At 53.3% G+C, this 24,048-nt stretch carries 30 protein-coding genes and 6 pseudogenes; 24 read left to right on the top strand and 12 right to left on the bottom strand.

What is annotated here, in order from left to right; all coding sequences use genetic code 11:
- Positions 1-225 precede the first annotated feature (225 nt).
- Positions 226-405: a YozD family protein gene (locus AP057_RS07965; RefSeq protein ID WP_033015276.1), complete on the top strand. Its 180-nt coding sequence runs from the start codon at positions 226-228 to the stop codon at positions 403-405.
- Positions 406-423: 18 nt separating this feature from the next.
- Here the strand turns inward: AP057_RS07965 and AP057_RS17850 are convergent, their stop codons facing one another.
- Together AP057_RS17850 and AP057_RS17845 are read right to left on the bottom strand one after the other, a co-directional pair.
- Positions 424-651 (bottom strand): DUF2515 family protein, encoded by a 228-nt coding sequence (locus AP057_RS17850; protein ID WP_235468503.1) that lies wholly within the window; start codon positions 649-651, stop codon positions 424-426.
- Positions 626-916 (bottom strand): annotated as a pseudogene (locus tag AP057_RS17845) (DUF2515 family protein); the annotation flags it as partial. The gene AP057_RS17850 and the pseudogene AP057_RS17845, both read right to left, overlap by 26 nt.
- 333 nt (positions 917-1,249) lie before the next feature.
- Between AP057_RS17845 and AP057_RS07955 the strand changes: the two are divergent.
- Both AP057_RS07955 and AP057_RS17440 read left to right on the top strand, forming a co-directional pair.
- The gene (locus AP057_RS07955) at positions 1,250-1,567 is read left to right on the top strand and encodes a hypothetical protein (RefSeq protein WP_055358458.1); all 318 of its coding nucleotides are present in this window, start codon (positions 1,250-1,252) and stop codon (positions 1,565-1,567) included.
- Between the two features lie 116 nt (positions 1,568-1,683).
- Complete coding sequence (locus tag AP057_RS17440) at positions 1,684-1,845, top strand: hypothetical protein (RefSeq protein ID WP_162839633.1); 162 nt, start codon at positions 1,684-1,686, stop codon at positions 1,843-1,845.
- Positions 1,846-1,890: 45 nt separating this feature from the next.
- Here AP057_RS17440 and AP057_RS17435 read toward each other — a convergent pair whose 3' ends face one another.
- The gene (locus AP057_RS17435) at positions 1,891-2,049 is read right to left on the bottom strand and encodes a hypothetical protein (RefSeq protein ID WP_017437412.1); all 159 of its coding nucleotides are present in this window, start codon (positions 2,047-2,049) and stop codon (positions 1,891-1,893) included.
- A gap of 131 nt (positions 2,050-2,180) precedes the next feature.
- Between AP057_RS17435 and AP057_RS07950 the strand changes: the two genes are divergently transcribed.
- The 3 genes from AP057_RS07950 to AP057_RS07940 all read left to right on the top strand — a co-directional run bounded on the left by AP057_RS07950 (position 2,181) and on the right by AP057_RS07940 (position 4,439).
- Positions 2,181-2,579, top strand: coding sequence for a hypothetical protein (locus AP057_RS07950; RefSeq protein ID WP_055358457.1), 399 nt, complete (start codon positions 2,181-2,183; stop codon positions 2,577-2,579).
- Between the two features lie 285 nt (positions 2,580-2,864).
- Positions 2,865-3,572, top strand: coding sequence for a purine-nucleoside phosphorylase (deoD, locus tag AP057_RS07945; RefSeq protein ID WP_033009203.1), 708 nt, complete (start codon positions 2,865-2,867; stop codon positions 3,570-3,572).
- Between the two features lie 51 nt (positions 3,573-3,623).
- Positions 3,624-4,439, top strand: a complete 816-nt coding sequence (locus AP057_RS07940) for a D-alanyl-D-alanine carboxypeptidase family protein (RefSeq protein ID WP_049625556.1) — start codon at positions 3,624-3,626, stop codon at positions 4,437-4,439.
- Between the two features lie 182 nt (positions 4,440-4,621).
- Here the strand turns inward: AP057_RS07940 and AP057_RS07935 are convergent, their stop codons facing one another.
- The gene (locus AP057_RS07935) at positions 4,622-5,320 is read right to left on the bottom strand and encodes a class I SAM-dependent methyltransferase (RefSeq protein WP_049625746.1); all 699 of its coding nucleotides are present in this window, start codon (positions 5,318-5,320) and stop codon (positions 4,622-4,624) included.
- A 174-nt stretch (positions 5,321-5,494) separates the two neighbouring features.
- Here AP057_RS07935 and AP057_RS07930 point away from each other — a divergent pair, with 174 nt between their 5' ends.
- The 7 genes and pseudogenes from AP057_RS07930 to AP057_RS07920 all read left to right on the top strand — a co-directional run bounded on the left by AP057_RS07930 (position 5,495) and on the right by AP057_RS07920 (position 9,437).
- Positions 5,495-6,373: a cation diffusion facilitator family transporter gene (locus AP057_RS07930; protein WP_049624273.1), complete on the top strand. Its 879-nt coding sequence runs from the start codon at positions 5,495-5,497 to the stop codon at positions 6,371-6,373.
- A gap of 282 nt (positions 6,374-6,655) precedes the next feature.
- On the top strand, positions 6,656-7,612 hold the full coding sequence (locus AP057_RS07925) for a magnesium transporter CorA family protein (RefSeq protein WP_049624275.1): 957 nt from the start codon (positions 6,656-6,658) through the stop codon (positions 7,610-7,612).
- A 92-nt stretch (positions 7,613-7,704) separates the two neighbouring features.
- Entirely contained in the window at positions 7,705-7,794 is a 90-nt protein-coding gene (locus AP057_RS16235) for a YjcZ family sporulation protein (RefSeq protein ID WP_080706518.1), read from the top strand.
- Positions 7,795-7,842: 48 nt separating this feature from the next.
- Positions 7,843-8,013: pseudogene (locus tag AP057_RS17840) on the top strand (EamA family transporter RarD); the annotation flags it as partial.
- Positions 8,014-8,137: 124 nt separating this feature from the next.
- The gene (locus AP057_RS16225) at positions 8,138-8,236 is read left to right on the top strand and encodes a YjcZ family sporulation protein (protein ID WP_011231081.1); all 99 of its coding nucleotides are present in this window, start codon (positions 8,138-8,140) and stop codon (positions 8,234-8,236) included.
- Between the two features lie 33 nt (positions 8,237-8,269).
- Positions 8,270-8,404 (top strand): YjcZ family sporulation protein, encoded by a 135-nt coding sequence (locus tag AP057_RS16220; RefSeq protein ID WP_080985683.1) that lies wholly within the window; start codon positions 8,270-8,272, stop codon positions 8,402-8,404.
- Between the two features lie 139 nt (positions 8,405-8,543).
- Entirely contained in the window at positions 8,544-9,437 is an 894-nt protein-coding gene (locus tag AP057_RS07920) for a DUF1028 domain-containing protein (RefSeq protein ID WP_055358456.1), read from the top strand.
- A gap of 173 nt (positions 9,438-9,610) precedes the next feature.
- On the opposite strand, the gene AP057_RS07915 is transcribed toward AP057_RS07920, so the two are convergent.
- The 3 genes from AP057_RS07915 to AP057_RS07905 form a co-directional block, all read right to left on the bottom strand.
- A complete protein-coding gene (locus AP057_RS07915; protein ID WP_033015246.1) occupies positions 9,611-10,978 on the bottom strand; it encodes an MATE family efflux transporter in 1,368 nt (455 codons plus the stop codon).
- Positions 10,979-11,076: 98 nt separating this feature from the next.
- On the bottom strand, positions 11,077-12,339 hold the full coding sequence (locus AP057_RS07910) for a nitrogen regulation protein NR(II) (RefSeq protein WP_033012220.1): 1,263 nt from the start codon (positions 12,337-12,339) through the stop codon (positions 11,077-11,079).
- Positions 12,340-12,475: 136 nt separating this feature from the next.
- Complete coding sequence (locus AP057_RS07905; RefSeq protein WP_055358455.1) at positions 12,476-13,645, bottom strand: DHHA1 domain-containing protein; 1,170 nt, start codon at positions 13,643-13,645, stop codon at positions 12,476-12,478.
- A gap of 412 nt (positions 13,646-14,057) precedes the next feature.
- On the opposite strand from AP057_RS07905, the gene ilvA reads away from it, so the two are divergent.
- Positions 14,058-15,266, top strand: a complete 1,209-nt coding sequence (gene ilvA, locus AP057_RS07900) for a threonine ammonia-lyase (protein WP_055358454.1) — start codon at positions 14,058-14,060, stop codon at positions 15,264-15,266.
- A 165-nt stretch (positions 15,267-15,431) separates the two neighbouring features.
- Here the strand turns inward: ilvA and AP057_RS07895 are convergent, their stop codons facing one another.
- Complete coding sequence (locus tag AP057_RS07895; protein WP_049624278.1) at positions 15,432-15,689, bottom strand: DUF6154 family protein; 258 nt, start codon at positions 15,687-15,689, stop codon at positions 15,432-15,434.
- Positions 15,690-15,942: 253 nt separating this feature from the next.
- Here AP057_RS07895 and AP057_RS16215 point away from each other — a divergent pair, with 253 nt between their 5' ends.
- Complete coding sequence (locus AP057_RS16215; protein WP_082432201.1) at positions 15,943-16,134, top strand: GNAT family N-acetyltransferase; 192 nt, start codon at positions 15,943-15,945, stop codon at positions 16,132-16,134.
- A gap of 49 nt (positions 16,135-16,183) precedes the next feature.
- Here AP057_RS16215 and AP057_RS18050 read toward each other — a convergent pair whose 3' ends face one another.
- Entirely contained in the window at positions 16,184-16,318 is a 135-nt protein-coding gene (locus AP057_RS18050; protein ID WP_020755515.1) for a hypothetical protein, read from the bottom strand.
- 6 nt (positions 16,319-16,324) lie between these two features.
- Positions 16,325-16,573 carry a hypothetical protein gene (locus tag AP057_RS07890; RefSeq protein WP_013145420.1) on the bottom strand — a complete coding sequence of 83 codons (249 nt, stop codon included), beginning with the start codon at positions 16,571-16,573 and terminating at the stop codon, positions 16,325-16,327.
- 33 nt (positions 16,574-16,606) lie between these two features.
- Here AP057_RS07890 and AP057_RS17835 point away from each other — a divergent pair.
- Positions 16,607-16,930: pseudogene (locus AP057_RS17835) on the top strand (TetR/AcrR family transcriptional regulator); the annotation flags it as partial.
- 207 nt (positions 16,931-17,137) lie between these two features.
- Here the strand turns inward: AP057_RS17835 and AP057_RS07885 are convergent.
- On the bottom strand, positions 17,138-18,274 hold the full coding sequence (locus AP057_RS07885) for an IS110-like element ISGka2 family transposase (protein WP_011229840.1): 1,137 nt from the start codon (positions 18,272-18,274) through the stop codon (positions 17,138-17,140).
- A gap of 271 nt (positions 18,275-18,545) precedes the next feature.
- On the opposite strand from AP057_RS07885, the pseudogene AP057_RS07880 reads away from it, so the two are divergent.
- The 3 genes and pseudogenes from AP057_RS07880 to AP057_RS07870 all read left to right on the top strand — a co-directional run.
- Positions 18,546-19,097: pseudogene (locus tag AP057_RS07880) on the top strand (RNA-guided endonuclease InsQ/TnpB family protein); the annotation flags it as partial.
- Between the two features lie 115 nt (positions 19,098-19,212).
- Positions 19,213-19,659 (top strand): annotated as a pseudogene (locus AP057_RS07875) (AzlC family ABC transporter permease); the annotation flags it as partial.
- Positions 19,652-19,957, top strand: a complete 306-nt coding sequence (locus AP057_RS07870; RefSeq protein WP_055358453.1) for an AzlD domain-containing protein — start codon at positions 19,652-19,654, stop codon at positions 19,955-19,957. The pseudogene AP057_RS07875 and the gene AP057_RS07870, both read left to right, overlap by 8 nt.
- A gap of 112 nt (positions 19,958-20,069) precedes the next feature.
- Here AP057_RS07870 and AP057_RS07865 read toward each other — a convergent pair whose 3' ends face one another.
- Positions 20,070-20,660, bottom strand: coding sequence for an SCO family protein (locus AP057_RS07865; protein ID WP_055358452.1), 591 nt, complete (start codon positions 20,658-20,660; stop codon positions 20,070-20,072).
- A gap of 190 nt (positions 20,661-20,850) precedes the next feature.
- Here AP057_RS07865 and AP057_RS07860 point away from each other — a divergent pair.
- The 5 genes and pseudogenes from AP057_RS07860 to lepB all read left to right on the top strand — a co-directional run bounded on the left by AP057_RS07860 (position 20,851) and on the right by lepB (position 23,927).
- Positions 20,851-21,688 (top strand): annotated as a pseudogene (locus AP057_RS07860) (hypothetical protein).
- Positions 21,689-21,791: 103 nt separating this feature from the next.
- On the top strand, positions 21,792-21,986 hold the full coding sequence (locus tag AP057_RS07855) for a hypothetical protein (RefSeq protein WP_033011626.1): 195 nt from the start codon (positions 21,792-21,794) through the stop codon (positions 21,984-21,986).
- A 126-nt stretch (positions 21,987-22,112) separates the two neighbouring features.
- Entirely contained in the window at positions 22,113-22,652 is a 540-nt protein-coding gene (locus AP057_RS07850) for a competence protein ComK (protein WP_033011628.1), read from the top strand.
- A 100-nt stretch (positions 22,653-22,752) separates the two neighbouring features.
- On the top strand, positions 22,753-23,376 hold the full coding sequence (locus tag AP057_RS07845; RefSeq protein ID WP_033013824.1) for a TVP38/TMEM64 family protein: 624 nt from the start codon (positions 22,753-22,755) through the stop codon (positions 23,374-23,376).
- The gene (gene lepB, locus AP057_RS07840; protein ID WP_033013823.1) at positions 23,373-23,927 is read left to right on the top strand and encodes a signal peptidase I; all 555 of its coding nucleotides are present in this window, start codon (positions 23,373-23,375) and stop codon (positions 23,925-23,927) included. The genes AP057_RS07845 and lepB overlap by 4 nt, the downstream gene beginning before the upstream one ends.
- The last annotated feature ends 121 nt before the right edge of the window (positions 23,928-24,048 follow it).

The following is a 24,048-nucleotide window of genomic DNA, read 5'->3' as shown; positions in this document are numbered from 1 at the left end:
AGAAAGTAGGGAATGCCGGCGAAGAGGACGAACGCAGCCATTCTGTTAACAATTGTTTCCATTATTTTATCTGCAATCGTCAACTTGTCCATTTTGTTCCGCCTCCGTATTTTTTTGTTTTATTGGTACATATGGTATGAAGGAAGCGGAAAAAGTAGTACAACATGATTTTTGACATAAAACGGAAGGCGGCGACATACAACATTACAAAGGGGGCGAGATGGAGTGAAGGAGATTGAAGTGATTATTGATACGGAGGAGATCGCCGAATTTTTTTACCAACAACTCATCCGCCGCGGCTTTGTGCCGACGCAGGAGGAACTGGAAGAGCTCGCGGATATTACGTTTGACTATTTGCTGGAAAAATGCATTATCGACGAAGAGATTGATGTCGACGACGAGTAACCGTCGTCGTTTTTACAATTACTCGGCCGCCGCGATGGCGGCCGCTTTCATCATGGCCAAATGCCGCTCGTAGCGGTCGGTCATCTCGCCTGAGGCCGGAAGCGGAAGCGTCTCGAGCGCCCGCATGATCGTGTCGTCGGTGAACCAGTCGCGCCGATCGTCAAAAGAATGGGTGAGATCCGGCCAAGCTGCCTCAAGACGGGGGCTGTAAAGGCGGCGCCCGTCTTCTCCGCTTGCTTTCTTCATACAGTAGCAGCTGCGGATACGCATCGTGAAAAATGAGGGCGTTGGCCCGTTCCAAAAACAAAAAAAGGGGTGCGATCGTCTTTTCCGGCAACAACAACGGGAGCAGGCTGCCACGCAAGTCGGTCATGTTCCAGCCGCCGTTGCGCGAAACGAGATGGGCCAAAAATGCCCAATGCACTTCTGGGTGGCGTTCAAAAAACGTGAAATAGGCGGCTGTGCGCGTGATGTTGTTGAGGTTATGCTCCGCTGTTTTCTGCCGAATCATAGCAACGGCCGCCGCCTCGTCGTCGCTCGGTCTTCCGTCACGCTAAGGCGTGACGGAGGCAAGCCACACGCTTGCCTTCGACAGTCAAAAATGGGCAAACCACTTTTCTGTCAAGGATATGTTAAACTTCTTTGTTGCATCTATCCTGAAAATACCCGAACTCCAAAATGTGTAAAATTGTAAAATTCAACATAGAGGTCTTTTCATCCTTCCGATGGTGACGAATTTTTTGTCATGGGAGTCTATATAGTTTGCTGAAGGATTCGACAAGCATGATCACCAATAGTATAAGATACAAACGTTCGATTTATTGGGGGAAGGGAGAGGAAAACAATGGTTCGCTTATGGGGGAAAAAGGTGTGGCTGGCCAAACGCGCGTATGAGGCGGTCATTTTCCAAACACCGCGCTTCGGGGAAACGAAAGGATACCGTCAAGTATGCCGGTTGACCGTGACGGCCGCCGATCATCATGAGGCGCTGTCGATTTTGTACCGAATGTTTAACGTGGCTGATTTGATTCCGAAAAACTGCCAAGCTCGGTTTATGGGGACCGGCGATATTGTCTTGATCGACGAAGGGCGGAAAGGACAGACGTACTACCGCCTCTGCCCGGATGGCTGGAAACGGGTGGAACGCCAGCTTGTCTGTTGACGGAATATTCAAAAATACAGTCGCCTTCAACCGATTGGGGATGGTATAATAGCAATAACATCGAATAAAGCCCGGCCGTTTAGGGAACGGATAAGAAAGGAAAGGGGGCGGATCAGATGGAAGAGCAAAGACAACGGCGCGACACGCCGACGGTAGCGCCGGGAATTGACGATGATGAAGTGTTGAACGAAAAGGCGACGGAAGAGGAAATTGAGCGCGGAGACTATACGAAAGTCGTCACACTGGCGTGGGACGAAGTCGAGCCGTCGGAGCCCTGATCGAAATAGAAACCCTTGTGCGGCACAAGGGTTTCTCCGGGTTTGTTACGATTCGGGATTGTCGTGATGGCCCGGGCCGTTTTTCCGGCCGCCGGCGGCCGAGTATTCCTTGGCGTGCGCTGCGTCTTCGGCGATCAACGCCTCTTTTGGAATATGGTTGTTCTTTTTCTGCCCGTTGATGCGGTTGCGATGCTTTTTGCCCATCGTTTTCCCTCCTTGAACTGTCGTTGTCGTTAGTGTATGCGGCAAAAGGGCGGTTCATCGACGGAAAATGTTTGCAGGCGGCGCCGGGCGGGCGGAGCGGAGACTGAAGGGAACTGGGAGGGGGACGGAATATGGCCGCATTGGCGCTGGCGCTGTGCGTCGTCTCGATCGCCGCGTCGCTTTGGCTCAAAGAGCAGGTGGAGCGCGTTTTGTTTCGCTGGAGAAACGTTCCTGTTCTCCATGCGGCCAATATCGTCATCATTGCGGCCATTGTTGCGGCTGCCTATTATCGGCTGAGCGGCATCGGCGTCTACTTGCGTGATTTGGCCGACATCGATGGATTTTGGTATGTATTTGCCGGAACAACGCAGCTTGTCCTGCCGCTTTATTTGTTCGCCTGCTGGCTGCTCGCCAGGCGGCGCGGGCGCGAGAAAAAATATACGCGCAGCAAAGACAAAAAGGTGCTGTATATCAACGAAAGGTATCTTGCGCGCCGCTATCGCGACGATTATCGTTCAAAAACGTCTTAAAAAGGGAGAGCAGCTCTCCCTTAAAATTTTGTTTTTTCTTTTTTGGACGTTGACGGCTGGTTGTTCGCTTTTGAGGATGGATTCGTTTTGTTGGCGTACTCCACCGCCTGCTCAAGTTTCTTTTTCACCGTCTTTCCTCCTTTCCCGCCGTGTGGGCACGAATAGTATGCCCGCCTTTCGCTCAAGCTACTCGAGGCAAGACTGCCATTTTCCGCAAACATATGATATGATAAACAAGGGCATGGCCGAACCATAACCGTTCAAAGTCATAAGGAGGAATCGAGTTTGAGCGTACATATCGGAGCCAAACAAGGGGACATCGCCGAACGCATTTTGCTGCCGGGCGACCCGCTGCGCGCCAAATACATTGCCGAGACGTTTTTGGAAGGGGCGGTGTGCTACAATGAAGTGCGCGGCATGTTCGGATTTACGGGGACATACAAAGGGCATCGCGTCTCCGTCCAAGGGACGGGGATGGGAGTGCCGTCCATTTCGATTTATGTCAACGAATTGATCCAAAGCTATGGAGTAAAGACGCTCATCCGCGTCGGAACATGCGGCGCCATTCAACCGGATGTGCGCGTGCGTGACGTCATTTTGGCGATCGGCGCATCCACCGATTCTAACATGAACCGTCTCATTTTCCGCGGCCGCGATTATGCGCCGACGGCGGATTTCCACTTGCTGCGGACGGCATACGACGTTGGAATGGAAAAAGGATTGGCGCTCAAAGTCGGCAACGTCTTTACCGCCGACATGTTTTACAACGACGAACCAAACTGGGAAACGTGGGCGCGCTACGGCGTATTGGCCGTCGAGATGGAAACGGCGGCGCTCTATACGTTGGCGGCCAAATTCGGCTGCCGGGCGCTGTCGGTGCTGACGGTCAGCGACCATATTTTAACCGGCGAGGAGACGACAGCCGAAGAACGGCAAACGACGTTTAACGAAATGATCGAGGTGGCGCTCGAAGCGGCGGTTCGCAGCAGCTGATGATGCGGCGGCTGTTCGGTGCGCCCCGGGAAACAGAAAAGGGGAAGATGAATGAATCAGCGTTGGCAAACGGCGGCGCTTATGTGCCTGTTGCTCGTTGGCTGCCAAACGGGAGGAAGCGGTGACGGCGGCGCGGCCGGCTCGCCCGGGCAGACGGCGGAACATACGGCGCCGCCCAGCGTTCATGAACGAGAGGAACTCAACCGGCCGGTTGACCCGGATTTGCAGCTTGAAGCGAAATATTGGAACGTCATCGAGGTGCGAAACGGCCAAAAGGTCATTATGAATCCGGACAACATTTTGGTGCTCGTCAATAAAGAGCAGTCGCTTCCGTCCGGTTACAAGCCGGCCGATTTGGTTGTGCCGCGCGTGCCGTTTTCGTTTGCCGACCCGAATGCAGAAAAGCGGCGTATGCGGGCCGAGGCGGCCGCCGCGCTCGAAGAAATGTTTGCCGCCGCCCGCCGCGATGGCATCGAGCTTGTCATGGTGTCCGCTTACCGGTCGTATGAGCGGCAGAAGGCGATTTTTGCGGAGGAGGTGCGGCAAAAAGGGGAGAAAAACGCCGTCCAGGCCGTCGCCCACCCGGGACAAAGCGAACACCAGACAGGGCTTGCAGTCGACATTAGCAGCCGGTCGATCGGCTGCCAGCTGACCGAGGCGTTCGGGGCGACAAAAGAAGGACAGTGGGTCGCTGCCCACGCGCACGAATACGGGTTTATCATCCGCTATCCGAAAGGGAAGGAAGCGGTGACCGGCTACAAGTATGAGCCGTGGCATCTTCGCTATGTCGGGCGGAAGGCCGCCGCCGTGATGAAAGAGCGCGGCATGACAATGGAAGAATATTTTCAAGCGGTAAAAAAAGTGTAAAGACGGGGCTGGCCCAAAAGAGCGGCAATGCTTCTATCTAGGGCAGCATGGAAAAACAGACCACCGCGAAAAGCCCGGTAAAACCAAGGGTTTCAGAGGTGGTCTCTTTTTTACATACTTTCGGTTCCATTTCATCAAAAAGGGGCTTTTGAGTCAGCACCCGTGTTCGTTTGTTGCAGCCCCTATGTCTCACACCAAAACACGCAGTACCCGAGCCGGTCGGTAAATTGCGCTGTCAGCTGCTGATGCTTCTGCCACATGCTTGCCATCTCCGGCGTCGTCGGGAAGACGATGACGGCCGGCGCCCCTTCGCCCGCCGCCTCCGCCGCCGTTTTGTAAAAGAAATGGCGGCAGCGGAATCCGTTTTGTTCAAGCGTTTTTTTCCATTCGCCGGGCGTCATCAGCCGCTTGAAGCCGTAGAACGCGGCGATCCGCTGCTGCTCGGCGGCGGTGAGCCGCTTATGGCATGCTTCGATGCCGATGAATGTGCCCCCTTTCTTCAGCACGCGGCAGATTTCATCAAGGGCAGCAGGCACTGAAACAAAGGCGAGCACCGATTCGGAAAGGACAAGATCAAACGTGCCGGCGGGAAACGGCAGCGATTCGACCGAAGCCTGGTGCAGGCGAACCGGAACCGCCATGGCACCGAAACGCTGCTTCGCCTTGGCGATCATTTTGGGATGGAGATCGATGGCCGTCACGTCCGCGCCGTACTGTCTAGCGATATACGCCGCTGTCTGCCCTGTGCCGCAGCCGACGTCAAGCACGGCGGTTGAGCGGTCAATATTAAGTTTACGTAAGATTTGTTTTGTCAACTCAAAACCGCCGGGGTGGGCGCCGTCAATCCCCATGTCCGCCAACCAGTCCAAATACGTCATCATGGCATTCTCTCCTTTTTCACTCAGTTGGTTTATCATATGCCAGAGAGCCGTTTTTTGTCTTTGAGCAAAAAAATTGGCTTGTCCCTATACTCATGAAAAAAAGCAATTTTGTTGCTATAGACCCAACCGCTATCAAGCTGGTACACTGATACGTGCAAGAACGAGAACGCTAGGTTGGTGAATGGAGTGGAACGGAAACAACGGGCGGAGGCTGGGGTGTTGTTAAGCCTCTTTATCTATCTTCTGCTGGCAGCCGGCAAGCTTTTGGCCGGGGCGGCAGCCGGATCGGACGGAGTGAAAGCGGACGGATGGAACAATTTGAGCGATGTGATGGCTTCCGTCGCTGTCTATATCGGCATGAAAATTGCCAAAAAACCGCGCGACCGCAATCATCCGTACGGACATTCGCGGGCGGAGAACATTTCGTCGCTGTTGGCCGCCTTTTTCATGATGTCCATCGGTATTGATGTGATTACAGACGGCGCCCGCACGCTTCTTGGCGGCGGGAGGGAGGCCGCCCCCGATTGGCTGGCGGCAGCGGTCGCCCTTGCTTCAGCAGCAGTGATGTTCATCATCTATGTCATCAATGTGCGGCTGGCGCGGCGGACGAACAGCATGGCGCTGGCGGCCGTAGCGAAAGACAACTTATCGGATGCACTCGTCAGCATTGGCGCCGCGCTTGGGATTGTCGGCGCGCATCTTGAGTGGGCATGGCTTGACCCGTTGGCGGCGCTCGTCATTGGTGTGCTCATTTGCAAGACGGCGTGGGAGGTGTTTATGGAAACGGCCCATGCGTTGACCGACGGGTTTGATGAAAGAAAGCTCGCCATTTACCGGCAAGAAATCGCTGCGGTCAGCGGGGTGCGCGATGTCGCGGATATTAAGGCGCGCATGCTCGGCGATGACGTTGTGCTCGAAGTAACCATCCGCGTCGATTCGCAGTTGACGGTAGTGAAAAGCCATGAAATTGCCGACGAGGTCGAGCGTTTAATGAAAAAACGGCATAACATCCGGGCGACGCACGTTCATGTGGAGCCGGAAGCGGTGCGCTGAGCGGAGGCCAAGCAAACGGGGGCGCGGCCGTCGCGCCCCAACCGCCTGCCGATCAAGAGGGAGGGATGGTCCTCCTTTTTTTTCGAATGCTGCCGTCCGATGGACGCTCCTGCTTTGTTAAGGCATCGTTCCATTCGGCGGACAAAAGCGGCTTTCGGCGGGCACGGGGCGGCGTTGCTGCGCCGATGTTCCGGCCGTTTTTTCGGCGGCCGGCGAGGAGTAGTTTTTCGGCAAACGGCAAACAATACGAATAAACGCATCAGTTAGAAAGGAGACTCGTGTATGGCCATCCATCCGAACCCCCGCTTGCCGCTTGGCGGAATATACGAACGGCATGCGCCGGCGGGCGGCCAGTCGTGCTGGCTTCATTTCACCGCCGCCGCCAAGCCGGATTTGGAACGGCTCCTCTCCTCGCTGTCGATTCATCCGCTCGCCCGAAAACGGCTTATAGGTGGAACAGACATTCCACTGGTCGATGAGTACGAAGGATTCCTTTTTGTATCGTTGTTTATCATCCGTCCGTCCGGCCGAACGGCAAACATTCGCCTGCTTGCCGCCGAGCGGCATATCATCAGTTATATGGATGAAGATGACCCGTTTATCGGCCATGTGAAAGAACGGCTGTTGGATCATCGCGATCAGGCGCTGTACCCTGGATATGTTCTTTACCATTTCCTGGACTTAGCCGTCGCTCGCTTTTTGCAGGTGATCGACCAAATCGCCGACCGCATTCAGGCGCTTGAGCGGCAAGTGTTTGCGACGCCGTTCGCCAATGAAATCGGGCGTGAAATTTACCGGATGAAAACCCATCTTCATGAGCTGCGGCAAGTGGCCGAAGCGCAGGAAGAGGCGATCAAAACGATCCGCCATGCCGAGCTGCCGTACATCAACGCGGAAACGAATCCATACATCGATGAGGTGGCCTCCCGTTTCACCCGCGTGCCGGCGGCGCTCGACGCGTTTAAGGAATCATTGTCCGCCATTTTCGATTTGCAACTGTCGCTCAAATCCGATCATATGAACGTCATTATGAAAACATTGACATTGGTGAGCGTCATATTTTTGCCGATGACGTTTATTGCCGGTATCTACGGCATGAATTTTTCGTTTATGCCCGAGCTGAAATGGCGGTACGGGTATCCGTTCGCCCTGCTGCTGATGGCGACCGTCGCCGTCCTCATTGCCCTGTATTTTAAGCGCAAAGGTTGGTGGGGGGAGACTGGGACGAAAGAAAAATAGGCGCCAGCTTGCAAAAATGGGCGTTGGCCCGGTCGTTTGGGCGGGCGGACGCATATGATGGTCCCATCAACGGGACCAAGGAGGTGTCCGCCATGAGCAGTTTGGTCAGCAGCGGTTATGCGCTCGTCATTGTTTTGTTCATTTTGTTGATTATTGTCGGTTGTGTATGTGTCGCCTGGTAGGAAGCCGGACGGAAAAGAAGGGGAAGACGGGTCAAACAGTGCGGCTAGTCGCCGACGATTAGTCTTCTCCTTGGTGTCTTTTTGTTCGGCGAACCGTTTACGCGAGCCCATTTGTACGCATTCAGCTGCATTTGGACGGCGCTTATCGTGTTTTCCGTTGTTCAAATCAAGCAAGCGCCAGGGCAGAAAAAATGGAAGCGAAGTTCGCTTAAAGCATAAAAGCGGTCCGAGAACGGGCCGTTTTTTTGTTTTTACGGCAAATACCTATTTTTGCCGAAACCCCTAACCATTTTCCTGGTTTGTGAATAGTCTACTAGTACAAAAACAAAGGAGGTGTTGGCAAATGGGTGCAGCTTACGGCGGCGGATTCGCGTTGATCGTCGTTCTGTTCATCTTGTTGATTATTGTCGGATGCGCATGTATCGGTGGTTGGGTGTACTAACGAACCCTACTTGCTAGCAAGGAGGTGACGAATATGACATGCGGCTTTTATGGCGGCTGGGGCGGCTATGGCTTCGGTTATCCGGGTTATGGCGGCTACGGCTACGGCTTTGTGCTGATCGTCGTTTTGTTTATTTTGCTCATTATCGTCGGGGCAACATGGTGCTAGGCGGATGATGGGCATGCGGAGGGAGACGGCCGGGCAACGGCTGTTTCCCCCGCTTTTTTTGTGAACAGGCAGGAACAACGAAAGGAAGTGGAGAAATCATAAACGATGAGAAAATGGAAAGCATATGGAGGACGGGGAAATGACACATATTGCAAAAGACATCGTCGCGACGTTTTCGATCGTCGCGTTCGATCCGGCGACCGGGGAGCTTGGCATCGCTGTTCAATCGAAATTTTTAGGCGTTGGTGCGGTTGTTCCGTGGGCGAAAGCGGGCGTCGGCGCCGTGGCGACGCAGTCATATGCCAACACGTCATACGGCCCACGCGGCCTCGAATGGATGGAACAAGGGAAAACGGCGCAAGAAACGCTTGAGTTGCTCGTTGCCGATGACAGCGAGCGCGATTTGCGCCAGGTCGGCATCGTGGATGCGAAAGGACGGGCAGCAACGTTCACCGGAAAAAAATGTTACCCGTGGGCGGGCGGCATTACCGGACCGAACTATGCAGCGCAAGGCAATATTTTAGCCGGGGAGGAAACGGTGCTGGCGATGGGAAGAACATTCGAGCAGGCCAAAGGGCCGCTCGCCGAGCGATTGCTAAAGGCGCTTCAAGCTGGTCAGGCGGCGGGGGGCGACCGCCGCGGGCAACAGTCGGCTGCCTTGCTCGTTGTGAAAGAAAGGGGCGGCTATGGCGGGTACAATGACCGCTATATCGATTTGCGCGTTGACGACCACCCGAGGCCGATCGAGGAGCTCATTCGCCTGTATGAGCTGCGCCAGCTTTATTTTGAGAAACCGCGCCCCGAAAAAGTGGCTGTAATGGAAGGCGCGGTCAAGGAAGAGGCGGCTTTCCACTTGATCCGGCTCGGCTACTTGCCGAAAGAGCGCGCCGCCGACAGCGAGGCGCTTCACGAAGCGCTGAAAGCGTATATACATACAGAAAACTTTGAGGAACGCGAACTAGAAGAAGGGAAAATCGATCTTGACGTGCTCGCGTATATGAAACAGCAGCCGTCGCCGCAGGGGGAAAAATAAAAAAATAAAAACGATCACTGCATGGTTGGTCGGGCGGATGAATGGCGTTGTATGAAAAGCGAAGGTGTCCCAAAAGGAGCGGGACACCTTTTCCTATGACTGCATATGCGCAAACAACGATTTATGCGGTGTTTCGGTTCAGGAAAAACAGCCCGTGTTTGGGCAGCGGCCGTTTAGGAGGCGAGCGGCGCACGCCCGCTGTCATGTCTGCGCCAAACGGCCCGCAGGCGAAAGCTGAGAAACAGAGCACCTGCTGCCAATCCGGCGATCAGGCCGATCCAATAGCCGAACGCTCCGGCGGCAGTCAAGAGAGCGAGCGCGCAGCCAAGCGGAAGGCCAACGCCCCAATAGGCGAGAAGAGCGGACCAAAAAACAGCGTTCACCTCTTTATAGCCCCGCAGCGCTCCTTGGATGGGAGCGGCGATGGCATCGGAAACTTGAAAGAAGATCGCATAGAGCAAAAATTTCCCCGTCAACGCCGCCACTGTCGGATCGTTTGTATACAGTCGAGCAACATCGCCGCGGAAGATGGAAAGAAACAATGCAGCGGCGGCAGCGACCGCCAAGGCGAGGGTGATGCCGATCAGGCAATATTGTTTGGCCGCTTCATAACGGTTGGCCCCAGCTTCAACGCCTACGGCGATCGTCAGCGCCATCGATAAGCTGAGCGGAATCATATACAACAAGGAAGCGAAGTTGAGGGCGCTTTGATGGGCAGCGACTGTTTCGGTGCCAAACCGGCCGACAAGCAGCGTCACCGCAGCGAAAATGCTCGTTTCAAAAAAGATGGCTGATCCGATCGGCACCCCGGTTTTCAGCAACTCTTTCCATGCGGCCCATGACGGACGGTAAAAACGGACGAGCACGCGATAGGGAGACAAACGGCGAAATTTCACCGCGGCAAAGGCAGCGGCCGCGAAGCAGTATGCGTACGTGATCGCTGTCGCATAGCCGGTGCCGATGCCGCCAAGGCGCGGAAACCCGCCATGCCCGTAAATCAACAGCCAGTTGAACAGCATATTGATCGGCAAGGCGGTGAGCGTAATCCACATCGTCACGTTCGTTTGCCCAAGTGCATCGATGAAATAGCGGAGCACAGAATAAAGAAACAGCGGGACGATCCCAAACGACAAGGCGCGTAAGTAATGAAAGGCGATATGCCGAACGTTTTCGTCCAAAGACATCTGTTTCAAGATCAACGGCACAGAAGCGGCGCCGGCCATGACAATGGCAGCAGCAAGCGCGACAGCCAAGTAGAGCGCCTGGGTGACGGCGCGGGCGATTGAGTCATGGCGTCCGGCGCCGAGATGATGCGAGACGATCGGGGACAAGGCGAGCAAAATGCCGCCGACGCCGGTCCACACCGGCACCCATAGGCTGGAGCCGATCGCGACGCCGGCAAGATCTTCGGCGCTCGCGTGGCCGGACATGGCGACATCGACAAAGTTCATGGCATATTGGCCCGTTTGCGAAACGAAAATGGGAAGAAACAAGGCGAACAGGCGCCGCCATTTGCCGTTGGGCGGAGCGGGCGTGGTCATAATCGTTCCCCCTTTTTCTATGATAAAGTGACACATTGTTCTAAATCATCAACCTCATCGTTTCCGAAGCCGGGATGGCCTCCCTCTTCGGAAGCAATTTACGACGAAAGAAACGGCGGTTGGCTGCAAAGCGGAAATTCGATCAAAAAACAAGTGCCGCGTGCATCGCTTTGCACTTTCATCGTCCCGCGATGCAGTTCGACGATTTTTTTCGATAACGACAGGCCGAGCCCAGTTCCCGTTTCCTTCGTTGAAAAAAACGGATCGAAAACATGGTCGATGACCGACGGCGGAATGCCGGGCCCATCGTCGCAGAAGCGAAGCTGGACGATATGGTTCACTTTCCGGCTGCTCACCGTGACATTCATCGTTTTGGCCACTTTGGCTTCCACAGCGTTGCGGAATAAGTTTAAAAACACTTGCAAAAGCTGGCGGCGGTCGCCGCTCATTTCGTAATCGTCCAGTTGTTCGTCGAGGTCAAAATGGACGTTCACACTGTGCAGCAACGCCTCGCTCTGCAGCAGAACGCCGACATCGTCGCGCAAAAAACGGTGCAGCCGGAACGTTTCCATCTTCACGTCCGCCGGCTTGGCGATGTTTAAAAAGTCGGTGATGATGCCGTTTGCCCGGTCAAGCTCAGGAATGAGCAGGCGTTCGACGAGCGAGGCGATCCGGTCTGGCAGCTCGGTTTTGAGCAGCTGCAAATAGCCGCGCACCGTCGTCAGCGGATTGCGGATTTCATGGGCGATGCCGGCGGCGATGCGGCCGGCGACGGCGAGCTTTTCCGTTTCTTTCATCATATTGAGCGACTGAAACATACTGATGACTCGTTTGATCGATCCGTCATCGTTGTAAATAAAACGGGTGTTGACGATGCCGTAAAATCGGTCGAGCACCTCGTGATTGTAGAGCGGCTCGCCTTTTTCAAGCGATTCGAGCGTTGCGATCAGCTCGTCAGGCAGCTTCAGCAGCTCGCGAATATGTTTGCCGATGATGGCGTCGCGCTCGACGCCCGTGTCAATGGCCGCCTGCAAATTGCAAAGCGTGATGATCCCTTTGTCGTCGACAAAAACGATATGGTGCGGCACGAGATCGAGCAGCGGCGTCAAAAAGGCTTCCACTTTTTCAAACGGTACGTCGTGATACAAGTCAATATCCCACTGCCATTTGGCTTCCTTTTCAAGGGACGGTGGAATGGTGCGAAGGTGCGGCCGGACGTCGCCGCGCTTTTTTTCGATGGCGATTCCACTTTCGTAATCGGCAAAGGTGAACGGAAACGGAAGCGTTTCGATGAGCCGCTCATAAGCGCGCAGCTTTCGTTCGAGCTCTTCGATTTGCGATTGTACGAGTCGATCGTTCATCTCTTCAAACTCCTTAGCTGCACATTTCGTTTTTCATTTTACAAAAACCGCCCTCCGTCGGCTATGGCGGACATCGCATCGATCCGACGGGAGGACGAAACGAATCGAAGCAACCGGGCGGTGCGGGCAGGAGCCGTCAATCGATGACTGCCGTTTCCACGCGGGAAAGGAACTGGCTAAGCGCCTCAAGGGACGGAAAAGCAGCTTGCCCCTGCCGCTCGTTGCCGCCCCCTTTGCCGCCAAACAGGGCGGCTTGTTCTTTCAGCCAGTTCCCTGCATGGAGCAAGGAAGACGGTGCTTTGGCGATCACGGCGCGCCAATCGGAGGTGGAGGCGAGAAGCGCGGTTTTGCCATAACGGTCGGCGATCAGACGGGCGATCATTTGCAGTTCTTTTGCCCCATATTGGTCGTAACAGCCAATCACTGCACGTCCTGATTCGGCGGCGGCCCGTTCGGCTTCGACGGCAAAGACGATTGCCTCGTATTGGCGCAGCCGTTTTTCCCATTCTTTTTTCTCTTGTTCCCATTTTGCGATCACGTCGAGCAGCTGATCGCGGCTTGTCCCGAACCGACCTGCTGCCGCCTGCACGACGCGGTGGGTTTGCTGGTAGTCGGCAAGCGCCCGGCCGCCGCAAAGAAAGGAAAGACGCGTCATGCCGCGATGGCGCTCTGCTTTCAGCAATTTGATCACGCCGATTTCGCCCGTGCGTTTCACATGGGTGCCGCAGCACGCCGACAAATCGATCCCTTTCATCTCGACAACACGGACAGAACCTTGGACATCGGGACGCTTGCGAAACGGCATCCGTTCTGCTTCTTCCGGCGTCACCCAATACGTCTCGACCGGGAGATTCGCGTAAATGAGTTCGTTGGCCCGGTTTTCCACTGCCAGCATGTCTGCTTCCGTCAGCGCACCCGCCGTGATGTCGATTGTGACGACCTCGCGCCCAAGGTGAAAACCGACTGTTTCGGCGCCGAGCTGTTCAACGAGTACAGCGGATAATACATGTTGGCCGCTATGCTGTTGTGTATGATCGCGGCGCCGTTTCCTATCAAGGACGCATGAAACGGCGCCCATTCCCGGGTGGGCAGGAAGGCGGTGATACACTTCCCCGTTTTCGTCAAACACATCGAGCACCGGCAAGCCGGCGATCGTGCCGGCGTCAGACGGTTGGCCACCGCCTTCCGGGTAAAACGCTGTTTCCGCCAAGGTGACAATGTATGTTTCGCCGTCTTGGCGGACGCTTGTCACCGTTGTCGTCCACACGTCAACATCCGGCGCCGTATAGTACAACTTTTTCGTCACAACCGTTTCATCCTTTCGTCTTCCGAATGCTTTTCTTTCATATTAGCAAATTCCTTCGCGTTTGCCTATCGCCGATCTTTTTGGCCGCTTTTTCCCGTTGGCAATTGGCCAAATCTATAGAACAATGTTCTAAATAAACAATATTCACAAAAGAAAAAGAACAGACCGTAGACAGCTCTTCCTCTAGAAACACTCTGATGTTTTGGGACAAGTCCAACGTTCAAACGGTTTGACAAAGGAAGCGGGTTGCAGCGATGTTTGTTGAACATGATTTTATGCAACAAAACTATATGCTAAAAATAATCCAAAACCAACTAAAGAAAAGTAACATTTGTCGGTGATGGAATGTTTTGTATATAATAAAGCGGGGTGAACAAGAACCGGTCGCCCGATCGGAAAGGGTGGTTTGATGATGTTGACGTTAACAGACATTGAACAAGCGCGAGCGAAAATGAAAGGCATCGTCCACCAAACGCCGCTTGAGCATTCGCAGACGTTCAGCCGGCTGTCCGGCAATGACGTGTATATGAAATTGGAAAATTTGCAAAAAACAGGTTCGTTTAAGGTGAGAGGCTCATTCAATAAAATTATGTCGCTCACGGAAGAAGAAAGGGCGCGCGGCGTCATCGCCGCCTCGGCCGGCAACCACGCCCAAGGGGTCGCCTACGCAAGCGGCATGCTCGGCATTCCTTGCACGATTGTCATGCCAAAAGGGGCGCCGCTCAGCAAAATTGAAGCGACGAAAAGCTACGGGGCGGAAGTCGTGCTGTACGGCGATGTGTTTGACGAGTCTTTGGAATATGCGTTAGAGTTGCAGCGTGAGCGGGGGATGACGTTCGTTCATCCGTTTGACGACTTGGCGGTGATGGCCGGCCAAGGGACGATCGGCTTAGAGCTGATCGAGCAGCTTCCCGACGTCGATGTCGTTCTTTGTCCAGTCGGCGGCGGCGGGTTGCTTGCGGGGGTGGCGCTTACGTTAAAACAGCTGAAGCCGTCGGTTGAAGTGTACGGCGTTGAGTCATCGGCTTGCCCAGGCATGACGGCGGCCATACGCCATAAACAGCCCGTCTCCATTGCCGCATCGAATACGATCGCCGAAGGGATTGCCGTGAAAAAGCCGGGCAATATTACGTACCAATACATTGAGCAATACGTCGATGGCGTTGTGTGCGTGGAAGAGGCGGAAATTTCACGGACGATGCTGTATGTGCTCGAGCGGAACAAGCTGTTAATCGAAGGGGCGGCAGCTTGTCCGCTGGCGGCATTGTTGTATCAAAAGCTGCCGTTTCGCGGCAAAAAAGTCGCCGCCATTTTAAGCGGCGGCAACGTCGATGTGACGCTCATTTCCCGCATCATCGAGCGGGGGCTCGTCGAAGCCGGACGATTTGTGACGTTTACAACGGTCATCTCCGACAAGCCGGGCCAGTTGAACAAGCTGCTGCGCATTATTGCGGAGCTTGAGGCAAACGTGATGTCGATTCATCATCAGCGCATCGGCGCCAAAGTGCTGCCAGGTCAGGCGGAAATTCACTTTTCGCTCGAGACAAAAAACGAAGACCACATTCAGCAAATCTACCAAGTGTTGTTGAAAGAAGGCTATGATGTACAGTTTTACCGATGAGCGCGCGTGGGAAAACGGTTTGTGTTTCGCCACTGTCTGTTAAGCAAACAGTGGAAAAGCCGTCTTCGAAATCATGTTCACAGGGCTGCCACATGAATACGAAACCATCATTTGCCCAACATAGCGGCTGTTCCTTATGACATGGGGGACAGCCGTTTTGTTTTGTCAATGCACGCGCGGCGCATCTTGCGGCCGCGTCGCGCCGAGGCCTTCGCGGGCCATTTTCGCTTTCAAGCTTTCCAGGACATACAAACCGAACATGCCGAGAAGCTCTTCATCAGTCATCTCACCAATCAGCTTGAGCACATCGCGGCGGCTAAGTTCATCTAAAATCGACATCGCCACCGCTTCGGCATCTTCTTCATCCCCGGTCAGTCGATCTTTATAGTATTCGTACAGATTATCAATAAACTTCATCGGCATCGTCGCCTCGCTTTTTTGAGAGCGGGCTTCCTCCTTTCTTTGCAGTTGGCCGATGCAGACTTAGGGGCATCGGCAGTCCTCTCGGTTTGACGCCACAAATGCCATTGGCAACAGGGATGATGCATAGTATAATGGAAAAAATATCATTCGAAAAGCGGGGGAATTCTATGATTCGCCGGTTAACGGCCGAAGACGATCAACAAGTATTTTCGTTTTTGCGGCAAGATCCGTCGTTCAATTCTCATTGTCGGCGATGATCGTCGGTGTCTGCACGGATCAGGAGCATCGAGGGAAAGGGTATGCCAGCACCGTCGTGGCGAAGCTCGTTTGCGATTTGCTCGCTGAAAGGAAGATGCCGTGCTTGTTTTATGACAATCCAGACGCCGGCCGCATTTACCATCGCCTTGGTTTTCGCGATATCGGATTGTGGGCGATGTACCGTTAGAAGGGAGGAAGTCCCGCCAGCTTGCTTGTGTACAAAAGCAGGCTGGCGGTTATTGTCCGTCTGCGCCGTTGGGCGTGCCGCGGCGAATGTGCTCGCCGCCGTGCTCCCGCATCGCTTTTGCCTTGTCGTTGACGAGCTGTTTTTGGTCAGCGATGGAAGAAGGTGTTTGTTTTTTGTTCGCCATATCGAATCACCTCAATGGAGACGATTTAGCGCGCTGAATGAACATGTCCGCATCTTCGATCAGCCCGCAGACGCCGCATTGGACGCGGTAGCTCGGGCCGCGGTATGGGAGATGGAACGGTTCGAGCGCTTCGTTTGTGTATTCGTGCTCGATGTCGCCGGTGTGCGGATCGAGCTTGACCGCACGCGGGTGCTGCTCAATGAGATGAAACCGCGTCCGGTTCGTTTTGCAGTTTGGGCATAGCATCGGTTCCAATCGAAGCCACCTCCATCTTTATCATTTGAAAACATGGCGGCCATTATGTATCAGCAGGCCCTGTACGACCGTGTTGGTCATGAGAAACAATGGTTGACAATCATGGTGCAGTTCGGGTATGGTAAAGGAAAAACAAAAAATATTTCACTTTTTCAGAAAATAGTGTATTATAAATGGCAAAGGGGATTTTCTATGGCTGACAAACCGCTCAGAGACCGCATTATCGATACGGCGCTTCATTTATTTGAGAAATACGGCTACCACGGCGTGACGGTCGACCGCATCGTTGCGGAAAGCGATACGTCGAAAGGCGGGTTTTACCATAATTTTAACATCTTTCCGAAAGAAGTCTTCCACTTCTAAACGAAGTGAAAGTGGGAGATGAATTTTGGTTAGGTATAGCCTAAAATTGTCTCTTTTTCCGTGAAAATCCCCACCACTTGGTGAGTGCGGTATACGCTCCTGATCCGTGAGGGTATACTGAAAATGGCCAAAAAAGGCAATAGGAAAGCAGAGGTGCCCGATTTTAGGCATCTCGTATAACCTGTCTGCCTTTTGGCTAGACTAAATAAGTTGTGGTTGGCGGAACGGCTCTTTGCGGGAGATCATGCAAAAGATGATCACCAACATCCGCCGAGCAATGGCGATGAGGGCTTTTTTCTTCCCGCACCGGGCCGCCAACGACCAAAACTTTCGGGACAAGGGATGCGTCTTGGATCGAGCTGCTGACCATGCCGCCTCGCATAACGCCGATCGGAGATGGGGATTGCCTTTTGTCGTGCGCGTGCTCTTTCGCTTTCCGGCGCTTTCATGGTTGCCGGGGGACAATCCAGTCCATGAAGCCGCCCGTTCCGGCGTTTCAAAGACGCTCATGTCGGTTCCCATCTCGGCGATGATGACGGCGGCGGTTTGTTTTTTCACTCCGGGCATGGTCATCAGCAGGTTCACTTCCTCGCGATACGGCTCGAGCAGGCGGTCGATGTGYTGGTCGACTTCTTCGATGAGCCGCTCCAATTCCTCMACGTGTTTCCACAAGAGGCGAAGGAGACGGAGCTCGTGTTCGGTCAAGGTGCCGAGCAGCGAATCGTACACCGCTTGCTTTTTCTTTTTGAGCCTTCCGCGCAGGCATTGATCCAACTCGTCCTTGTCCACGTATCCCTTCTCMAGCAGCCGGGCGAGGATGTCTTTTCCGGAAACGCCGAAGAGATCGGAGAGGACCGAGCCGAGTTTGACATTGGAAGACTCGAGCACTTTTTGAATCCGGTTTTTCTCCGAAGTCAGCTGTCCGACCCACTTTTTGCGGAGRCGGGTAAAATCCCGCAATTCGCGAATATCCGCTGGGGGGACGAAACTTTTTTCAACGAGTCCATGGCGGAGCAGCTTGGCGATCCACTCGGCGTCCGAGACATCGGTTTTTCTTCCCGGGACATTTTTGATCCGCTGCGGATTGGCCARWGTCAAGTCGACATAGCCCTCGAGGAAGGCGAAGACCGGTTTCCAATACACGCCGGTGGATTCCATGGCGACATGGGTAACGCCATGTTCTTCGAGCCACTCAAGCAGGTCGCCAAGTCCTTTCGAGAACGTGGAGAAGGTTTGAATGTCCTTTTGAATGTGTCCATCTTCTTCCCATAGCGCGCAGGCGACGATGGTTTCGGCATGAACATCCAATCCTGCGCAGCGAGGATAGATGACATCCATGATGAAAATCCTCCTTTTCGATGATCGAGTGCGCAAACAGCGAATCCACGGGAGAAATGCGGCAGTTTTCCGTTCGTCGTCACCTTTCCTCCGCATCGGGAAAGGGCGGACAATGGGTGGTGCACCCAGTGGATTCAAACACTTTTCCGTACAGGGTCTAAGCCACCATTAAGCATAACGTCCTGTTGAACTGTTTGCGCCTATTCTTCATTATGGGAAGAAAAGGGGGATTTTCATCCCTGGGTGGAGGGCAAACCATTGCCCATGGATCTTTTCCATGAGTACGTTGTATGTCGATAGCGAGGGTAAGAGAGCCAATTATCCTCGATTCTATCGCAAAGCATTGGAAACATTAGCGAAAGAACAGCGTAAATGGTCTCGTAAAAAGAAAGGCTCGAATCGTTGGCACAAACAGCGTCTGAAAGTAGCGAAGCTGCATGAGAAAATTGCCAACCAGCGCAAGGACTTTCTGCATAAGGAGTCGCACAAATTAGCGAAACGGTATGATTGCGTGGTCATCGAAAACCTCAACATGAAAGGGATGTCACAAGCCCTCCATTTCGGTCAAGGCGTTCATGACAACGGCTGGGGCATGTTCACCACTTTCCTTCAGTACAAGCTGGCCGAACAGGGGAAGAAGCTGATCAAAATCGACAAATGGTTCCCCTCGTCCAAAACGTGTTCGTGTTGCGGTCGAGTCAAGGAGTCTCTATCGCTTTCTGAACGGACATTCCGTTGTGAATGTGGATTCGAGAGCGACAGGGACGTCAATGCGGCCATCAATATCAAACATGAGGGCATGAAACGATTGGCGATCGTCTAATTTGTCCTCGAACCGTGGGGCACACGGGGATCGCTCGGTCAACTTCCCATCATGAGATGGGATTACCCGAGAAGCCCCCACCTCTAAGCGAAGCGTAGGTGGTGGGAGTATGTCACTGTCCGCTTCCCTGAGCGAAAAAGCCGAGCCGGATGCATTTTGGAAAAAAGCGTTGTACGCCTTTGGCATCACCGATGAAACGTTTTCAGTGGCCGCGATGAAAGAGGGGACGGTCAACGCTTCGTATATGTTTGGATTGATTGCCATGGCGTACGGCAGCTGGGTGGTCAATTCCGGCATTGGGCATGCCGTAGGGGCGAGCCTGCCAGAAAGCCTACAGGAAAGCATGTCGATCGCCTTGTACGCCATGTTTATCGGGCTGCTTGTGCCGGCGTTGAAAAAGCAACGGAAAATCGTATGGCTGGCGGGGCTGTCCGCTTTGTTTAATTCTATCGGCACGTTTGTTCTTCACTTGTCGAAAGGATGGTCGATCGTGTTGGCTACGTTGCTGTCGGCTGTCATCGTTCAATGGCTGGCGAAAGAAGGAGGAAACGGCGATGAATAGCACGATCGTCTGGATGATCATCGGCATGGGAGTCGTGACGTACTTGCCCCGCCTGCTGCCGTTTGTGCTGCTCGGCCGCATCCAGCTGCCGCCGTTTTGGCAAGGGGTGCTGAAAAACGTGCCGTATGCAGTGCTTGGGGCGCTCATTATTCCTGACGTTTTTTTCATCCAAGATGATGTTGTGTTCGGAGCCATTGGTTTTGCGGCGGCTGTCATCGCGGCTTGGTTCGGGGCCAATGTCATGGTCGTCGTTCTTGCCGCGTTTGCGGTCCTCAGTCTGTATTCGCTCGTCGTTTGAATGATGCTGTCTTTGGCAAGGGGGCAAAAGGCGCTGGATTTCCCTGGAACACACATCATCCAGCACAAACAGGTGTCCCGAGTGATCGGGACACCTGTTTGTTGCGGCGATATTACGGCAACTCATTCATAATGGTTTCATATACGTCATCGACGTGAAACCGCGAAGTCCCCATCCCGACCTGCTCAATGACGCGGCCATCGCGGTCAAGCAAGTACGCGAGCGCTGTATGCACAATCATCCCGTTGCCCGGGTCTCGGTATTGAAAATCGAAGGCGTCGGCTGTTTTTTTTGTTTCGTCCTCGCTGCCGCGCAAAAATACCCAGCCTTGCCCGTCGCCGGTTACGCCAAACGTGCGGGCATATGTTTGCAGCTTTTCTTTCGTGTCGCGGGCCGGATCAATCGTGATGGTGATAAATTCGACATCCCGCCCAAATACACCGGCGCTTTCCAGCCGGTCGCGCAGTTTCGCCATTTGCATTGTCGTATTCGGACAAATATCTGGACAGTTTGTATAAATAAACTCAACGAGCCGCACTTTCGGCGGCAAGTCGCCGAACGCATACGGACGCCCCCAGGCAGTTTCCATTGTGACATCATGGGGAAGGCGCTCGGCAGATGGCTTATAAACGGTAAAGTAAAAGATGCCGGCGCCGATTCCGAACAGTACGAGGCACGTTGCTATCGTATACCACTTTCTCATTCCCATCACTCCTCTATTCATGATCATACCAAAAGTACGGATAGGAAAACGGTGTTGTTTACGAACAGTTTGTGTCTATTTTCCTAATTCAAAGAAAGTTTCAAAAAAATCTTGCATTTTCTCTTTCTGTTATATAATAAAACCGTAAATAAAAATAATGCATTATAACAAAGAGATGGGGGAAGGAAAAATGGCGTCATTTGCTGAACGTGTCCGACAATTAGAGGAAAGCTGGAAAAATGAAGAGCGCTGGAAAGGGATCGTCCGCCCGTACAGCGCCGAAGATGTCATTAAACTGCGCGGCTCGATCGATATTGAGCATACGCTCGCTCGGCGCGGCGCAGAAAAACTATGGAAACTGCTCCATACCGAAGACTATGTCCACGCGCTTGGTGTGTTGACGGGGAATCAGGCCGTGCAACAAGTGAAAGCCGGGTTGAAAGCCATTTATTTAAGTGGATGGCAGGTGGCAGCCGACGCCAACCTCGCCGGGCAAATGTATCCGGACCAAAGCTTGTATCCGTCCAACAGTGTTCCGCACGTCGTCAAACGCATTAATCAGGCGTTGCAGCGCGCTGATCAAATTCAATATTTGGAAGGTAGTGGAGACATCGACTACTTTGTTCCGATCGTGGCTGATGCCGGGGCGGGGCAAGCTGCTGGCCTATAACTGCTCACCGTCGTTCAACTGGAAGAAAAAATTGGACGATGAAACGATCGCCAAATTCCAGCAAGAGCTCGGCAAAATGGGGTACAAGTTCCAGTTCGTTACTCTGGCTGGATTCCACGCGCTCAACTACAGCATGTTTGAACTGGCGCGCGGCTACAAAGAACGCGGCATGGCTGCATACGCCGAACTGCAGCAAGCAGAATTTGCCGCTGAAAAATATGGCTACACTGCAACGCGCCATCAACGCGAAGTCGGCACCGGCTATTTTGATGAAGTCGCCCAAGTCATCTCCGGCGGTCAAGCATCCACCGTCGCCTTGAAAGGATCGACGGAAGAGGAGCAGTTTACGACCGCTTGACGGCGGCTATTGCCGTATATCGACGGAAGCCCGGTTTGACCGGGCTTTTTTGCGTATAAAAGGAAAAAGCTGGCGCACTCTATAGACGGAGGGAGGCGATGAAATGGAAAAGAAAAAAGATAGTCTGCCGGAGCTAATCCCTGCCGAATTCCGCGTCAGCACCGATCTCCATTTTGAACAATCGTGGATGAACGAGGAAACGTATGCAGGCGATTCGGTCGGCGAACATACGGCGCTCGAGCAAGCGAACGAGTATTTAGCAATGAAAGAAATCGGCCAGACGTTTGAAAACTCCTGACAATGCCCATGACGATCGTCATGGGATTTTTTGCGCAAAAAAACGCTGGCTTTTTTAAAAATATAGAAAAATATAACTATTGGTGGTATGATAGGAGTGGTGAGTTCGTTGAGAGGAGATGAGACGATGAAAGTAAATGAATTTATCATCCTAAACCATTTCGTCGTGAGCCGTTATACGATGGCGATTCTCCCTTATTTGTTGAACAATGACCTGTATGCAAAGGTCGTCGAGGAAGATGGCGAGTACATTGTCAAACAAACGCCCCTCGACATTATTAGACATAGCTGCGATTATTATGGCTGCAGCTTTCAAGGCAGAAAAGAGGGAACAAAGGCCGTGATCGGCATCACCCACAAAGCGCCGATCGCCATTGAACCGTCCAACGAAATTTACTTCTTTCCCACCGCTTCCCCGAAAGATTCCTGCTGTGTTTGGCTGTCGCATATGCATGTCTATCGGTATGAGCCTGCGAAATATGAGCGGACGGTTGTATACTTCCGCAACGGGAAAAGCGTTGTCCTCGATGTGTCCTGCAAATCTTTCATCAACCAATTGCACCGAACAGCCCAGCTGCGGACGAAACTGTCGGAGCGAATGGAGGCGAGAGAGCGCAAACTGCAATACATATATCGCATGCAGCAAGAAAAGCATGTGACGGAATAACCGCCATGATAAAAAATGGGTTTTCACAAGCAAAAGTTCAAATTGCGCGGCCGAGCGTGTAAAATAAAAATATAAACGGCATTTGAATGGAGAAAGAACGATGAATATGGAAAATTTGAAACAATGGCTCACGCTCGACCACGTGCTTTCCTTACTCGACCATTACCGTTCCTTCGGCATATTTCCCGGCATTGCGGCGACGCTGCTCGAGTCGTTTTTTCCGATTTTGCCGATGGTTGTGTTTGTGATGGCGAACGCAGCGGCATTCGGGTTGTGGAAAGGGTTTTTCATTTCTTGGATTGGCGCTTCGCTCGGCTCGCTCATCGTCTTTTGGCTGACGCGGAAGATCGGCCAGCAGCGTTTCTTTCATTTTGTCCGCCGCCATCCAAAAGTGCGCCAGTTTATGCACTGGATTGAACGGCACGGATTCGGGCCGCTGTTTTTGCTGTATTGCTTTCCTTTCACCCCGTCGGCGCTTGTCAATATCGTTGCCGGTCTGTCACGCATCAGCCGCCAGCAGTTTGTATTAGCGGTCTTGCTTGGAAAGATGATCATGATTTTTACGATCAGCTTTATCGGGTATGACTTGGTGGCGCTTGTCCGCCAGCCGTTGCGTACGGCGGCGATCGCTGTTGTTGTGCTGCTGCTTTGGTATGCGGGAAAACGAGTAGAGGCAAGATTTTCGTTGACGGAAAAACAACGCAGCGAGGAGGACAGGGAGTGACCAAACGGAAACAAGGAAAGAAGCGGGGACGCCGCTGGCCATGGCTCGCCGCTGTCGGGTTTGTCGCCATGCTCCGTTTTTTCGTTTTCAGCAATTATATGGTGGAAGGAAAGTCAATGATGCCGACGCTGCAAAGCGGCAATTTGCTGATCGTCAATAAGATCCGTTATGAAATTGCCCCGATTCATCGGTTTGATGTCGTCGTGTTTCACGCCAATCAAAAGGAAGATTACGTGAAACGGGTCATCGGGCTGCCGGGGGATCGGATCGAGTACAAAAACGATGTGCTGTATATTAACGGTCGACAGGTCGATGAACCGTATTTGCGGCCGTATAAGCAGCAACTCCTTAGCGGGAAGCTGACAGGCGGTTTTACCCTTGAAGAGGTGACGGGAGAAAAGCGGGTGCCGGCCGGCTGCATTTTTGTCCTTGGCGACAATCGGCTCAGCAGTTGGGACAGCCGCCATTTCGGCTTCGTCAAAATCAGCCAAGTGGTCGGCAAGGTAGACCTCCGCTATTGGCCGTTTCGGGAGATTGCTTTCCATTTTTGAGAAAATGGCGCATCGAGGTGCGGCGACGGTTTTGCCTAAGGGAGCGGTTGCTTTCAAGGAAGGCAGTTTTTCTTTACCAAATACGAACATATGTGCTAAAATAGAAGAGATAAAGGAAACG

The sequence above is a fragment of the Geobacillus sp. Sah69 genome, assembly GCF_001414205.1.
Classification (GTDB): Bacteria; Bacillota; Bacilli; order Bacillales; family Anoxybacillaceae; genus Geobacillus; species Geobacillus stearothermophilus.
Note: the sequence above shows the minus strand (reverse complement) of the source record. Positions and strands in the feature narration are given on the sequence as shown.

Excerpts from the sequence above, each read along its gene's own strand:
- AP057_RS18050 (WP_020755515.1), bottom strand. The coding sequence starts at position 16,318 with ATGGCGAACAAAAAACAAACACCTTCTTCCATCGCTGACCAAAAACAG.
- AP057_RS07855 (WP_033011626.1), top strand. The coding sequence starts at position 21,792 with ATGGAAAAGAAAAAAGATAGTCTGCCGGAGCTAATCCCTGCCGAATTC.
- AP057_RS07915 (WP_033015246.1), bottom strand. The coding sequence starts at position 10,978 with ATGACCACGCCCGCTCCGCCCAACGGCAAATGGCGGCGCCTGTTCGCC.
- AP057_RS07935 (WP_049625746.1), bottom strand. The coding sequence starts at position 5,320 with ATGATGACGTATTTGGACTGGTTGGCGGACATGGGGATTGACGGCGCC.
- AP057_RS07920 (WP_055358456.1), top strand. The coding sequence starts at position 8,544 with ATGACACATATTGCAAAAGACATCGTCGCGACGTTTTCGATCGTCGCG.
- AP057_RS07955 (WP_055358458.1), top strand. The coding sequence starts at position 1,250 with ATGGTTCGCTTATGGGGGAAAAAGGTGTGGCTGGCCAAACGCGCGTAT.
- AP057_RS16215 (WP_082432201.1), top strand. The coding sequence starts at position 15,943 with ATGATCGTCGGTGTCTGCACGGATCAGGAGCATCGAGGGAAAGGGTAT.
- AP057_RS17440 (WP_162839633.1), top strand. The coding sequence starts at position 1,684 with ATGGAAGAGCAAAGACAACGGCGCGACACGCCGACGGTAGCGCCGGGA.
- AP057_RS07940 (WP_049625556.1), top strand. The coding sequence starts at position 3,624 with ATGAATCAGCGTTGGCAAACGGCGGCGCTTATGTGCCTGTTGCTCGTT.
- AP057_RS07870 (WP_055358453.1), top strand. The coding sequence starts at position 19,652 with ATGAATAGCACGATCGTCTGGATGATCATCGGCATGGGAGTCGTGACG.
- AP057_RS17435 (WP_017437412.1), bottom strand. The coding sequence starts at position 2,049 with ATGGGCAAAAAGCATCGCAACCGCATCAACGGGCAGAAAAAGAACAAC.
- AP057_RS07850 (WP_033011628.1), top strand. The coding sequence starts at position 22,113 with ATGAAAGTAAATGAATTTATCATCCTAAACCATTTCGTCGTGAGCCGT.
- AP057_RS16220 (WP_080985683.1), top strand. The coding sequence starts at position 8,270 with ATGACATGCGGCTTTTATGGCGGCTGGGGCGGCTATGGCTTCGGTTAT.
- AP057_RS16235 (WP_080706518.1), top strand. The coding sequence starts at position 7,705 with ATGAGCAGTTTGGTCAGCAGCGGTTATGCGCTCGTCATTGTTTTGTTC.
- AP057_RS07895 (WP_049624278.1), bottom strand. The coding sequence starts at position 15,689 with ATGCCGATGAAGTTTATTGATAATCTGTACGAATACTATAAAGATCGA.
- AP057_RS07845 (WP_033013824.1), top strand. The coding sequence starts at position 22,753 with ATGAATATGGAAAATTTGAAACAATGGCTCACGCTCGACCACGTGCTT.
- AP057_RS07925 (WP_049624275.1), top strand. The coding sequence starts at position 6,656 with ATGGCCATCCATCCGAACCCCCGCTTGCCGCTTGGCGGAATATACGAA.
- AP057_RS07950 (WP_055358457.1), top strand. The coding sequence starts at position 2,181 with ATGGCCGCATTGGCGCTGGCGCTGTGCGTCGTCTCGATCGCCGCGTCG.
- AP057_RS17850 (WP_235468503.1), bottom strand. The coding sequence starts at position 651 with ATGAAGAAAGCAAGCGGAGAAGACGGGCGCCGCCTTTACAGCCCCCGT.
- ilvA (WP_055358454.1), top strand. The coding sequence starts at position 14,058 with ATGTTGACGTTAACAGACATTGAACAAGCGCGAGCGAAAATGAAAGGC.
- AP057_RS07865 (WP_055358452.1), bottom strand. The coding sequence starts at position 20,660 with ATGAGAAAGTGGTATACGATAGCAACGTGCCTCGTACTGTTCGGAATC.
- AP057_RS07910 (WP_033012220.1), bottom strand. The coding sequence starts at position 12,339 with ATGAACGATCGACTCGTACAATCGCAAATCGAAGAGCTCGAACGAAAG.
- AP057_RS16225 (WP_011231081.1), top strand. The coding sequence starts at position 8,138 with ATGGGTGCAGCTTACGGCGGCGGATTCGCGTTGATCGTCGTTCTGTTC.